At 55.6% G+C, this 13010-nt stretch carries 12 protein-coding genes; 8 read left to right on the forward strand and 4 right to left on the reverse strand.

Annotation, left to right across the window (positions count from 1 at the left end; translation table 11 throughout):
• Nucleotides 1–220: 220 nt before the first annotated feature.
• The 4 genes from FHS19_RS17665 to FHS19_RS17680 all read left to right on the forward strand — a co-directional run bounded on the left by FHS19_RS17665 (nt 221) and on the right by FHS19_RS17680 (nt 4872).
• Nucleotides 221–2377, forward strand: a complete 2157-nt coding sequence (locus FHS19_RS17665) for an ATP-dependent Clp protease ATP-binding subunit (RefSeq protein ID WP_183583189.1) — start codon at nt 221–223, stop codon at nt 2375–2377.
• A gap of 289 nt (nt 2378–2666) precedes the next feature.
• Entirely contained in the window at nt 2667–3113 is a 447-nt protein-coding gene (locus FHS19_RS17670) for a MerR family transcriptional regulator (protein ID WP_183583190.1), read from the forward strand.
• Nucleotides 3114–3219: 106 nt separating this feature from the next.
• Nucleotides 3220–4437 (forward strand): MFS transporter, encoded by a 1218-nt coding sequence (locus FHS19_RS17675; RefSeq protein WP_183583191.1) that lies wholly within the window; start codon nt 3220–3222, stop codon nt 4435–4437.
• Between the two features lie 12 nt (nt 4438–4449).
• Nucleotides 4450–4872: a universal stress protein gene (locus FHS19_RS17680; protein ID WP_183583192.1), complete on the forward strand. Its 423-nt coding sequence runs from the start codon at nt 4450–4452 to the stop codon at nt 4870–4872.
• A 141-nt stretch (nt 4873–5013) separates the two neighbouring features.
• Here the strand turns inward: FHS19_RS17680 and pstB are convergent, their stop codons facing one another.
• The 4 genes from pstB to FHS19_RS17700 form a co-directional block, all read right to left on the reverse strand.
• Entirely contained in the window at nt 5014–5784 is a 771-nt protein-coding gene (gene pstB, locus FHS19_RS17685) for a phosphate ABC transporter ATP-binding protein PstB (RefSeq protein WP_183583193.1), read from the reverse strand.
• A gap of 5 nt (nt 5785–5789) precedes the next feature.
• The gene (pstA, locus tag FHS19_RS17690) at nt 5790–6686 is read right to left on the reverse strand and encodes a phosphate ABC transporter permease PstA (protein ID WP_183583194.1); all 897 of its coding nucleotides are present in this window, start codon (nt 6684–6686) and stop codon (nt 5790–5792) included.
• The gene (pstC, locus tag FHS19_RS17695) at nt 6683–7549 is read right to left on the reverse strand and encodes a phosphate ABC transporter permease subunit PstC (protein WP_376771938.1); all 867 of its coding nucleotides are present in this window, start codon (nt 7547–7549) and stop codon (nt 6683–6685) included. Before pstC ends, pstA begins: the two co-directional genes overlap by 4 nt.
• A 172-nt stretch (nt 7550–7721) precedes the next feature.
• Complete coding sequence (locus FHS19_RS17700) at nt 7722–8666, reverse strand: phosphate ABC transporter substrate-binding protein PstS family protein (protein ID WP_183583196.1); 945 nt, start codon at nt 8664–8666, stop codon at nt 7722–7724.
• Between the two features lie 197 nt (nt 8667–8863).
• Between FHS19_RS17700 and FHS19_RS17705 the strand changes: the two genes are divergently transcribed.
• The 4 genes from FHS19_RS17705 (at nt 8864) to FHS19_RS17720 (ending at nt 12653) form a co-directional block, all read left to right on the forward strand.
• Entirely contained in the window at nt 8864–9772 is a 909-nt protein-coding gene (locus tag FHS19_RS17705; RefSeq protein WP_183583197.1) for a LysR family transcriptional regulator, read from the forward strand.
• A gap of 248 nt (nt 9773–10020) precedes the next feature.
• Entirely contained in the window at nt 10021–10779 is a 759-nt protein-coding gene (locus FHS19_RS17710; protein WP_183583198.1) for a metal ABC transporter ATP-binding protein, read from the forward strand.
• The gene (locus tag FHS19_RS17715) at nt 10779–11642 is read left to right on the forward strand and encodes a metal ABC transporter permease (RefSeq protein ID WP_183583199.1); all 864 of its coding nucleotides are present in this window, start codon (nt 10779–10781) and stop codon (nt 11640–11642) included. Before FHS19_RS17710 ends, FHS19_RS17715 begins: the two co-directional genes overlap by 1 nt.
• A gap of 66 nt (nt 11643–11708) precedes the next feature.
• The gene (locus FHS19_RS17720) at nt 11709–12653 is read left to right on the forward strand and encodes a metal ABC transporter substrate-binding protein (RefSeq protein ID WP_183583200.1); all 945 of its coding nucleotides are present in this window, start codon (nt 11709–11711) and stop codon (nt 12651–12653) included.
• Nucleotides 12654–13010 lie beyond the last annotated feature (357 nt).

Genomic DNA, 13010 nt, shown 5'->3' on the forward strand with positions numbered 1-13010 from the left:
AGTCAGATGAGAAAGATCAAACTTGTACCGTATGAACAACCTCTTAAGAAGTTTGTCTTTCGGTATAGCCGTCTTTGTCCTGACGGGATTCTGACTTTTATCCCTTTATTCCGGCGGCCTGCTTCCGTAAGGCGCGGGCAGCCGTTTTCCTGATTAGGGCATCTGAATGCAGTATCCAAAGATTGAATATTCCATTAACTAACGAAAGGGGCATGCCTTCATGCGCTGTCAACATTGTAATCATAACCAGGCAACCGTAGGTCTGAGCCTCACTGTCAACCATAAATCCGAGAAATTGTTTCTTTGCGAAGATTGCTATGCCAAAGTAAACGGCGGCGTGCCGTTTGCGGCCGGCTTTGGTCCTTCCGGCGGCTATTCTTCTCCGCTGGAAGATCTGTTTCGCGGCTTCATGCAATCCGGCCAGCCGGCATCCGGCGCGGCGCAGCAGCCTCCGAGAGCCGCCGCTCAAGAGGGCGGACGGCGCGGCGGCGGGCTGCTGGATCAGCTCGGACGCAATCTGAACGACGCGGCGCGCGGCGGCAAGATCGACAACGTCATCGGCCGCGATGAAGAGATCGACCGCGTTATCGAAATTTTGAACCGCCGGAACAAAAACAATCCGGTCCTGATCGGCGAACCGGGCGTCGGCAAGACGGCCATCGCCGAAGGGCTGGCGCTGCGAATTACAGAGGGCAATGTACCGACAAAGCTGCGGAGTAAGGAAGTATATTCGCTTGACGTCGCCTCCCTCGTAGCGGGAACCGGCATCCGCGGACAATTCGAAGAAAAGGTCAAACAGCTGATCGCCGAGCTGGAGCAGCGTAAAAATGTTCTGCTGTTCATCGACGAGATCCATCTGCTGGTCGGGGCGGGCTCCGCGGAGGGCTCCATGGACGCCGGCAACATCCTGAAGCCGGTGCTGGCACGGGGCGAGCTGCAGGTCATCGGCGCCACGACGCTCAAGGAATACCGTCAGATCGAGAAAGACGCCGCGCTGGAGCGCCGCTTCCAGCCGGTGACGGTTGACGAGCCGACCGCTGAGGAAACGATTGAAATTCTGAAGGGGCTGCGTCCGAAATACGAGCAGTTCCACGGTGTACGTTACTCGGACGAAACGCTTGAAGCGTGCGTGCGTCTGTCCAGCCGCTATATCCAGGACCGCTTCCTGCCCGATAAAGCGATCGACCTGCTCGACGAATCGGGCGCCAAGCTGAATTTGCGGGCTCCGGTCGGCAGTGCGGACGAAATCCGCGCCCGCCTGGAACAGATCACAACCGAGAAAGACGCGGCCGCCCGCGATGAAAACTACGAGCTCGCAGCCAAGCTGCGCGACGAGGAAGCCGGCCTGCAGCAGCGTCTGAACGGAGATGCCGCTGCCGGAGAGGTGCTCGAAGTGACCGTCGAGGATATCCAGAACATCATTGAGCGCAAAACCGGCATCCCGGTCGGCAAGCTGCAGGCGGACGAGCGCGGCAAGATGAAAAATCTGGCCGCCCGCCTCACAAGCCGCGTCATCGGCCAGGGCGAAGCCGTCGACAAGGTCGCCAAAGCCGTTCGCCGCGGACGCGCCGGGCTGCGCAGCGACTCCAAGCCGATTGCATCCTTCCTGTTCGTCGGACCGACCGGCGTCGGCAAGACCGAACTGTCCAAGGCGCTGGCAAAAGAACTGTTCGGCAGCACCGATTCGATGATTCGCCTCGACATGAGTGAATACATGGAGCGGCACTCCGTCTCCAAGCTGATCGGTTCGCCTCCAGGATATGTCGGCCATGAAGAAGCCGGCCAGCTGACGGAACGCGTACGCCGCAACCCGTACAGCATCATCCTGCTCGACGAAATCGAGAAGGCCCATCCGGACGTGCAGCACATGTTCCTGCAGGTGCTGGACGACGGCCGTCTGACCGACAGCCAAGGGCGCACGGTAAGCTTCAAGGATACAGTCATCATTATGACTTCTAACGCCGGTACGGCCGCCGATAAGAAAATCATGGTTGGTTTCACCGCCAAGTCCGAGCAGACCCGCTCGATTCTTGATTCGCTCGGCAGCTATTTCCGGCCAGAATTCCTGAACCGTTTCGATGGTATCGTACCGTTTGCCTCGCTGAAAGAAGAAGACCTCGTAACGATCGTCGACAATATGCTCAGCGAAGTATCGGCCAACCTGTCGGCGCGCGGTATCTCCCTCGACGTGACCGGTGAAGCGAAACGCAAGCTGGCCGAAATGGGTTACGATCCGGCCTTCGGCGCCCGTCCTCTCCGCCGCATCATTTCGCAGCATGTGGAAGACGGCATCACGGATCTGCTGCTGGACGACGAAGACGTTAAAGAGATTTGTGTCGAGCTGGAAGCAGACCAAGTTCGCGTCGTTCGCGCTTAACGTCTCGCCGGATTTACCAGCGTTTACCCTCTTAAGCATAAAGCTGTCCCTCAACCGCTACGCGGTGCGGGGACAGCTTTTTTTGTGTACTAAAATCGCCCTTCACCCGATCAAGGCCGTACTCCACACAAAAAAGGAGGATGCCGGGCATACTAACCGACAACCGTATTCCATTGAAAAATAGGACCTCAGAAATATCTTTTCTGTTTCATAAAATTAACGTTGACGTTAACGTTAGCTAGGATTACAATGAGTAATGTTACCCGGGAATCTTTGAGGGAGGAAGGAAATGGATGAATATAAAATCGACGATGTCGCCCGAGAGTGCGGCTTGACGAAGCGAACGATCCGTTACTATGAAGAGATCGGCGTCTTTCCGACCCCTGAACGGAGCGAAGGAGGCATCCGCCTCTATACCCGCGAGGACATCGAGTACTTGAAGAAGATCGTCAATGCCAAAGAAATTCTCGGTTTCAGCCTGCAGGAGCTGGTTTCGTACTTATCCGTATCGGACGCTTACAAGCTTCACCACCAGACTTACCACGATATGACCAGCCGGGACCATCGGAGACAGCAATTGACCCATATGAGCGAAATGTTGGAAGAACAGCTTCAGATGCTGCGCACCAAAGTGGAGAAAATGCGCCTCATGCAGCAGGAACTGGAACAGACCCAGAAGCGGCTGGATGATTTTATCCGTAAATTCGACGAGGAGACCGATTCCCTCGATAGCTAAGCGCCGCAGGGGTCTATGCAAGATGCGTCGACAGACGTTTTTTTGTCGTGGAGATTCATGAAAACATGAAAATACAAGATTCATCAAAATGGAGGTAATGTTACTTATGAAAACCAATGCTTCGCAGCCTCTCGAGCTGGAACAGCGCCAAGGGGGGCTGTTATCCCAGCCGAAGGCGGTATGGGCGATCGCTTTCGCCTGTATCATCTCCTTTATGGGCCTCGGCCTGGTTGACCCGATTCTGCCGGCCATCGCCGAGCAGCTGCACGCATCCAAGAGCCAGGTTTCGCTCCTGTTTACGAGCTACAACCTGGTCACGGGCATAGCGATGCTGATTACCGGCGTCATTTCCAGCCGGATCGGCATCAAGAAGACGCTGCTGACCGGGATGCTGCTCATTGTCATCTTCGCGGCGCTGGGCGGTCTGTCGAACTCCATCGGCGGCATCGTCGGTTTCCGCGGCGGCTGGGGACTCGGCAACGCCCTCTTCATCGCCACCGCGCTGTCCGCGATCGTCGGGCTGTCCACATCCGGTACGGCCAAAGCGATCATTTTGTACGAAGCCGCACTCGGTCTCGGCATTTCCGTCGGACCGCTGCTGGGCGGCGAGTTGGGCTCCATCTCCTGGCGCGGGCCTTTCTTCGGCGTGGCCGTTCTGATGGCCATCGGTTTTATTTTCGTTACGTTTATGCTCCCGAACGTGCCCAAGCCGAAAAAAGCCAGTACGCTGGCAGATCCCTTCAAGGCGCTGTCCTATCCGGCCCTGCTGATCCTTGGGATTACGGCGTTCCTGTATAACTTCGGTTTCTTCACCCTGATGGCGTACTCGCCGTACGTCATGGATCTGGATGAGCACGGCCTGGGTTATGTTTTCTTCGGCTGGGGCATTCTGCTTGCCTTTACGTCGGTATTCGTCGCTCCGAAGCTGCAGAAGCGCTTCAGCGTCGTGTCGTCCATTGCAGCGGTGCTTACGCTGTTCACGATGGTGCTGCTCATTATGGGCATCGGCACGTATAATCACTCGCCACAAACCGTTATCGTCTGCGTCATCGTGGCCGGGATCTTCCTGGGCATCAATAACACGCTGATCACCACGGCCGTCATGCAGGCCGCTCCGGTGGAACGTTCCGTTGCTTCCGCGGCGTACAGCTTCGTCCGCTTCCTGGGCGGTGCCGTCTCTCCATGGCTCGCCGGCAAGCTGTCCGAGTGGTACCAGGCGGAGACGCCGTTCTACTTCGGCGCCGTCATGGTCTTCCTGGGCGTCGTTGCCCTGCTCGTATCTCGCCGCAAGCTTGCCCATGTTGACCGGGCAGAAGGCCATTAAGGAGGTTCTCCTATGTACACACGTATTCTCGTACCCGTCGACGGGTCCAACCACGCCCGGCATGCGCTGGATTCCGCCGTGTCGCTTGTGCAAAGCCTGAATACCGCTCCCGAGCTCGTCGTCCTGCACGTCAACCCGACCGTTTCCATCAATGAACCGCCGGTGGGCGTAGACCTGGAAGAACACATCCGCCAGGAAGGCAAAAAAATTTCCATCCCGGCCACCGAGGAAGCAAAGCGTTCGGGCGTCACCTTCCGCACGGTCAGCAAAACCGGCGATCCCGCCAAGGTCATCTGCCAAACGGCCAAGGAAGAGTCGGCCGACCTGATCGTGATGGGCAGCCGGGGCATGGGACTCGTGTCCGAAATGCGGATCGGCAGCGTCAGCCACAGCGTCGTTCAGCATGCGCACTGCCCGGTCATGATCGTCCGATAACATTCCCCGCAAGTGGAGTTTTTGCTCCGAGAGTGGATTCCAATCCTTGCGGGACCCCGGACTGTATAAATCTTTATAAATCAAAAAGCCGTCCCCCCATTCATCTCTGGGGAGACGGCTTTTTGATTTTCGGCAAATCACTCATCCAAACCGTCCGGAGATATACTCCTGGGTCATGGCATTGGCCGGGTTCGTGAAGATAATCTCGGTATCGTTATGCTCCATCAGCGTGCCGAGGTAGAAATACGCCGTATAGTCGGAAATCCTTGCAGCCTGCTGCATATTGTGCGTCACGATGACGATGCTCAGCTCTTTCTTGAGCTCGACGATCAATTCCTCGACCTTGGAGGTCGAAACCGGATCGAGGGCCGACGCCGGCTCATCGAGCAGCAGAATTCCCGGGTTGACCGACAAGGCGCGCGCAATACACAGGCGCTGCTGCTGGCCGCCCGAGAGCGACAGGGCGGACTGCTTCAGGCGGTCCTTTACTTCGTCCCACAGCGCCGCTTTGCGCAGGCTGGACTCGACGATCTGGTCGAGCTCTTTTTTATTTTTCACGCCATGGTACTTCGGTCCAAAAGCGATATTTTCGTAGATGGATTTATAGAATGGATTCGGCTTCTGCCATACCATTCCGATTTTTTGCCGCAGCTGAATGACGTCGGTGGAAGGATCGTTGATATCCTCCCCGCCGATCCAGATCTTCCCCTTGATCACGGCCTGGGAAATCTCGTCGTTCATTCGGTTCAGGGACCGCAGAAACGTCGATTTCCCGCAGCCGGACGGGCCGATGAGCGCGGTAACGCTCTTGTCCGGGAAATTCAGGCTGATGTTCTTCACGGCTTCGTACGTTCCATAAAACACGCTCAGGTTTTCAGTGCGGAATGTAGTCGATGTTTGTTGCATGCTCATTTCTCCTATCCCATTCGTTTGGATGCCGTCATGATCTTGTAGAGCAGGTTGCCGAACCAGCGGGCAAACAGGTTGAAGACAAGCACGAGGATCACGAGCACCGCCGAAGCGCCGGCGGCAATTTCCGCCGCATCGGGCGCGATGCCCTCACTGTTGATTTTCCAGATATGCACGGCCAGCGTCTCCGCCGGACGGAACGGATTAATCGGCGACGTCGGGCTCAGCGGGTTCCAGTTGGTAAAATCAAGTCGCGGCGTGGACATCCCTGCGGTAAACAGGAGCGCCGCCGCTTCCCCAAATACCCGTCCTGCCGCCAGAACGGTACCGGTAACGATACTCGGCAGGGCGACGGGAAATAGCACGGACGTGATGATTTTCCATTTCGATAAACCGAGCGCAAGTCCCGCTTCCTTTTGTTCCTTCGGTACGCTGCGGAACGCCTGCTCCGTGATGCGGACCATAAGCGGCAGATTAAAGATCGTCAGAACGAGCGCGCCTGAGAAGAGCGAGAACCCAAAGCCGAACGTGTTGACGATCAAGAGCAGACCGAACAAGCCGACGACGATGGACGGGAACGAGGACAGCACCTCGACGACGAGGCGGATCGCTCCGGTGATTTTGCCTGGTTTTGCGTACTCGGCCATATAGATGCCGGCACCCAGGCCCAGCGGAATCGTAATAATAAGCGTCAGCACCAGCAGGAACAAGGAGTTGAACAGCTGCGGTCCGATGCCGCCGCCCTCCCGGATCGTTTGGGGCACCGAAGTCAGGAAGTGCCAGCTGATGTGGCTGAGTCCCCGGTACATAATAAATCCGAGCAGTCCGAGCAGAACCGCCACGATTAATAAGGAAAACACCACAATAATGGTTGTTGCAATTTTGTCAGCGGCTTTAGCTTTCAAATCCGATTTCTCCTTTCGAGCAGGCGAACGATAACGACGAAGATAAAGGTCATGAACATAAGTGCCAGCGCCATGCTCCACAGCGCATTACTGTGCGGGGTGCCCATGACGGTGTTGCCCATATCCAGCGTAATGACGCTGGTCAGCGTCGAGGCGGATTCGAACAGCGACCGCGGAATATGCGGTGCGTTCCCGATGACCATCTGTACCGCCAGCGCTTCCCCGAAGGCACGGGCCATGCCGAGGACCACCCCGGTCAGAATAGAAGGAAGCACGGTTGGCAGAATAACTCTGTAGATGGTTTGCCAGCGGGTTGCGCCGAGTGCGTATGAAGACTCTTTGAGCCCCCGCGGCAGCGAGGACAAGGCGTCGGTACCGATACTCGTAATCGTCGGCAGAATCATGACCGACAGCACGATCGAGCCCGCGGCGATCCCGATCCCCTGACCGGGAAACATGTCGCGCAGCGCCGGAACGATGACCGTCAGGCCGACAAATCCGTATACGACCGACGGAATTCCGGCAAGCAGCTCAATGACCGGCTGCAGCAGCTTTTTGCCCCAGCCCGGTACGATTTCCGTCATGAACAGCGATGCGCAGATGCTGAGCGGACTCGCGATGACCGCCGCCAGAATCGACGTTGCGAATGAACCGAAAATAAACGGCATGACGCCGAACTGCGGCTCGCCATGGTTGCCGTCCGGATCCCATTTGGAGCCAAACAGAAATTCGCTGAAGCTGACGCCGTCTCTAAAGAAGGTCGCCAGTCCCTTGGAAGCGACAAAATAAACGATGGACAAAATAATGACGATCAACAGAATCGCGCAGATCGTCGTATAACTGCGTCCCGCGAAATCTTCCATATGATGTTTTTTAAACCGCCCGGGACGGGGGTTGTCAGCGATGCCTACAGGCCTTTCATCTATAGCTTTCATCGTTGTCCTTCTTTCTAAAGTGAAAATAGAGGCAGAAGTTGGTCTCTCCGCCTCTTGTCGTACATATTCAGTGTTTCATGGGAGCTCAAGGAACCTGATGTTATTTCGTGATGTTGCCGTCCTTGTCGCGTTTCACTTCCATTTTGGAAGCCGGAATGTATCCGAGCTCAACCACGTCGCCGTTTTGCACGGTATCCGAAGTCATGTAGTCCAGGAACGCCTTCACTTCTGGAGCAGGCTCACCCTTGGTGTACATGTGCTCGTAAGCCCAGACTGGATATTTACCGGAGGCTACGTTCTCTTCCGTTGCTTCCACACCGTCATATTTCAGAGTTTTCACTTTGTCGTCCAGGTAGGACAGAGCAAGGTATCCGATGGCACCCGGCGTTTCGGAAATGATCTTTTTTACCGTACCGGAAGAATCTTCTTGGATCGAACCTTGCAGGTCTTCTGTCTTCGTTCCAAGTGCATATTTCTCAAACGTTGCGCGAGTACCGGAGCTTGCAGGACGGTTTACGATAACGATCTTTTCATCCTTGCCGCCAACATCTTTCCAGTTCGTCACTTTACCTGTGAAAATATCAACCAGCTGCTGCTTTGTCAGGCTGTCTACGCCTGCGTCAGGATTCGTTACAGCCGCCATAGCTACGACCGCTACTTGATGGTCAACCAGTTCCTTGGCTTTGTCAGCATCCAGCTTTTCTTCAGCAAATACGTCGGAGTTACCGATGTTGGCCTGGCCGCCGGAAACTTGAGTCAGGCCGGTGCCGCTGCCGCCGCCTTGCACTTGAACTTGGATTTGGGAATATTGGGACTCGCCCATGAATTTTTGCGCCACTTGCTCGACAAGCGGTTGAAGCGCGGTGGATCCTACAGCCAGTACGGAACCGCCGAGCGTTTCCTCTGCCGCCGGTTTATCTTCAGTCGTGGTTGTTCCCGCAGCACTGCTGCCGTCTGAGGTTGCATTGTTTTTGCTGCCGCAGGCAGCCAGCATAAGTACCAGGACCAACGTACAAAACATAAGTAACGGTTTTTTGAATTTCATAATCTAATGTTTCCCCCCATTTTGGTTTGCCGTGTAACTCTATGAAGTTTACCGACAAGTTCATTGTAGTTCTCTATCATTTTGTAAAATGATGCGTTTTGTAAAAAGAAAGATAAATATCAGAATATAATCTTTATGATCCCATAGATTAATTCTATAATAAAAAGGAATCGGACCTCACCGAGGGGGAATCATCGTTGAATTTGTTAAAATTGCAAATCCTTGTTTATATTGAAAAATACAAGAAGGTAACCGATGTAGCCAAAGAGCTGGACATGAAACAGCCGACCGTCACCTTTCATATGAAAAGCTTAGAGGAAGAGCTGGGCATCGCCCTCTTCGAGTCCAGGCGGGGCCGCATCCTCTTGACCGACGCCGGCAAGGCGCTGTACCCCTACGCCGTCAAAATGACGGGGCTGGCCGCCGAGGCCCGGAAGGCCGTGCAGGACTACGCCGATTTGGGCAAAGGCATTCTTCATATCGGCGCCGACAGCCTGATGGGGACGATTCACCTGCCCAAGCTCGTCAACCGGTTCTGCCGGCAGTATCCCGGCATCCAGATCGAGCTGACCGTTCAGCCCAGCCGGACCGTTCAGGAGCTGCACTACAACCATGAGGTGGACCTGGCCTTTTATTATTCGCAGGACGTGGCGGCAGCCGGCATCAAGGAAGACTTGCTGCTGGAAGACGAGCTTGTCGTCATTTTCGCGCCAGGGCACCCTTTCTCCAGCCTGAAATCGCTGAGCGACCAGCTGGTCGCCCAACATTTCTTCATCCAGCATGCCGAAGGCTCTTTTATGCGGGACTTCACCCGGACCTACGCGATCGAGAGCGGGATTCATCTGTGGGAGCGCATGATCATCCATTCGCCGGAGTCGGTCAAGCATACGGTAGAGGACGGGGACTTCATTTCCTTCTTCCCCTTGTCCGGCATCGCAAGCGAGCTCGCCGCCGGAAGTCTTCAATACTTGGCGGCCCCCGGCTCCGCAGGCAAGTCGGTCAAGGCCTATATGGCCTATCATGCCGATCAGCCCTATTCACCGCTTAGGGAGCAGTTCAAGCAGTTCGTCAAACAGCAAATCACCGAGCTGAATATGAAGCCCTGATTCCACGGAATCGGGGATTTTTTTCGGCCCGGTTCCTATTATCGCCCTGCATTCCAACACTGTTTCACCCTCGCTTCAGCCATTTGAAAATGGACATCCCCGGCAAAAAAACACTTTACATTTTCCCCCATCTGTTTTAGCCTATACTCAATAAAGTTTCCTTAGGTAAAAACTTTTATATATACGCATTAATTTGTCCCACGGGAAACTTATGTCAAAGTTTTCATAATCCAAAGGAGGTTTATGCTATGCTCCCCCGTCACCGCGACCCTTCAGTGTCCGTCGACAGCCTCTTCGTCTCCTATCACGGCAAGGATGCCCTTCGCGACGTCAGTTTCACGCTTCTTCCCGGCAGCATGACCGGTATTATCGGACCTAACGGAGCCGGCAAATCCACGCTGATGAAGTCGCTCCTTGAGCTGATTCCGCGGGACCACGGCGAGGTTCGCATCTTCGGCGGCAGTGTCAAGGAAACCCGGACCCGCATCGCTTATGTTCCACAGCGCAGCGAAATCGACATGACGTTCCCGATTACGGTGATCGATACCGTCCTGCTCGGCACCTACCCGAAGCTGGGCCTGCTCAAGAGGCCCCGTCGGCAGCATAAAGAGCTCGCTTATCACTGCCTGGAGAAGGTCGGCATGGAAGACTTCGGCTCCCGGCAGATCGGCGAGCTGTCCGGCGGACAGCAGCAGCGCGTATTTCTGGCCCGGGCGCTCGCCCAGGAGGCGGAGCTGTTCTGCCTGGATGAGCCCTTCGTCGGCGTGGACGCCGCCAGCGAGGAGACCATTGTCGCCATTTTGAAAGAGCTGCGGGATCAGAACTGCACGGTGCTCGTGGTCCATCACGATTTGAGCAAGGCCGAAGTGTATTTCGACGGGCTTGTGCTGCTTAACGGCGAGCTGGTGAAGGCGGGTCCGGCCCGCGAAGTCTGCCGCCCGGATATTCTCAGCCAGGCTTATGCGGCGCAGCTGACCTTTCTTGAAAAGAACGGAGTGGGTGTGTAATGGAATTCCTGAGCGGAATCCTGGAATACGGCTTTTTGCAAAAAGCGCTGCTGACCTCGGTTATGGTCGGAATGATCAGCGGCATTATCGGCTGCTTTATTATTCTGCGCGGCATGGCGCTTATGGGCGACGCGATATCCCATGCGGTCCTGCCCGGCGTCGCCCTGTCCTATATGCTGGGAGTCAACTTCTTTTTCGGCGCCGTGGTGACGGGCGTGCTGACGGCCCTCGGCATCGGATACGTCAGCCAAAACAGCCGGATCAAGAACGACTCGGCCATCGGCATCGTGTTTACTTCCTTTTTCGCTGTCGGGATCATCCTGATTACCTTTGCCAAAAGCTCGACCGACCTATACCACATCCTGTTCGGCAACGTGCTCGCGGTCCGCGCCTCCGACATGTGGATCACACTGATCATCGGTATCGTGATCGTCGCGGTCGTCTACTTGTTCTACAAAGAACTGCTGGTCAGCTCGTTCGATCCGGTTATGTCCGCGGCTTACGGACTGCCGGGGCGGCTTATCCATTACCTGCTGATGACCCTGCTCACGCTCGTGACTGTCGCCTCGCTGCAGACCGTCGGCATCATCCTCGTCGTCGCCATGCTGATCACCCCCGCCTCCACCGCTTATCTGCTGACCAACCGGCTGTGGGTGATGATTTATCTGGCCGCCGGCTTTGGCGCATTATCAGCCGTGGTCGGGCTGTATTTCAGCGTCAAATACAATCTGGCCTCCGGTGCAGCCATCGTGCTCGCGTCAGCTGTCTGGTTCATACTGGCGTTGGCGTTTTCACCGAAACAGGGTGTCCTGTGGCGTCATTTCCGTTCCCGGAGGAAGAAGGCGGCGCTGAAAGGACTCTGACGCCGGCCGCCCGGCAGGCAGCACGTTTACGCTGCAATCATTCGCTTTAAAAAAGGAGGGAGTCATATGAAACATACAAGGAAGGTCAGGCTCGGAGCGCTACTTATGCTGATCCTGGCACTTACCGCCGGCTGCTCCGGGCAAACCGGGAACAAAGCCGGATCTTCCGGGGAGAAGCCCATCGTGCTGACCACATATTCGATCCTGTATGACATCGTGAAGCAGGTTGCAGGAGACAGAGTAGAGCTGTATTCGATCGTGCCGGTCGGCACGGACCCCCATGAATATGATCCGCTGCCGGCGGACCTGAAGCATGCGAGCGATGCCGATGTCATTTTCTATAACGGGCTTAATCTGGAGACGGGTAACGGCTGGTTCGCCAAACTGCTGGAAACGTCGGGAAAAGCGGGAGAGAACGCGCCTGTCTATGCGCTGAGTGAAGGCGTGGAGCCTATGTACCTGACCTCCGCCGGCAAGGAATCCGAGCAGGATCCGCACGCCTGGCTGAGCATCGAGAACGGGATCCGCTATGCGGAAAACGCCCTTGCGGCACTGGCGAAAGCGGACCCGGGGAGCCGGGAATATTACGAGCAGAATGCCGGGAACTATATGGAGGAATTGAAGAAGCTTCACGATGATGCCGTGACACGCTTTGCCGACATCCCGGAGGAACGCCGGATTCTCGTGACGAGCGAAGGGGCCTTTAAATATTTTTCCGCAGCCTATGGCCTGAAGGCCCAATACATCTGGGAGATCAATACGGAGAATCAGGGTACGCCTGAGCAGATGAAGCGGATTATCGATATCGTGAAGGCGGATCAGGTGCCCGCGTTGTTTGTGGAGACCAGCGTGGACCCGCGCAGTATGGAGAGCGTCTCCAAGGAGACCGGGGTTCAAATATTCGGCAAGGTTTTCACCGATTCCACCGGCAAGCCCGGGGAAGACGGCGACAGCTACCTCGCCATGATGAAATGGAACCTCGATACGATTCATGCCGGACTGACGAAATAACCTGAACCGCCGCCTATGTTCACGCATCTCTCCCTTTTTTCGCCGATGGAATGATCCTGTCTCTTCCTTTATATAATAGAAGTGATGACATCGCTTCTTCATCAATCATCTGCCCGGTTCGGGAGGCTTTGCCCAGCCGGGTCCCTCCCCCCCTCTTCGCATCCCTGGCGATTCTTGCAATTCCCTGGGCCCTGTGCTTAAATTGCTATAGTGTAATAGTTACTATTAACTTCATTGTTCCGCATATGGCCCGGCTTAGCACAGGTGTCCAAGCCTTGTGTTTGCTGTGGCCTGATGGCGTTTTTGATAAGAGGTAATCCATGATGCTGAAGGGAACGCGGGCGGCCTGCCGGCAGG

Origin of the sequence: Paenibacillus rhizosphaerae, from assembly GCF_014192015.1 — a bacterium.
In the GTDB taxonomy this organism is placed as follows: Bacteria; Bacillota; Bacilli; order Paenibacillales; family Paenibacillaceae; genus Paenibacillus_AQ; species Paenibacillus_AQ rhizosphaerae.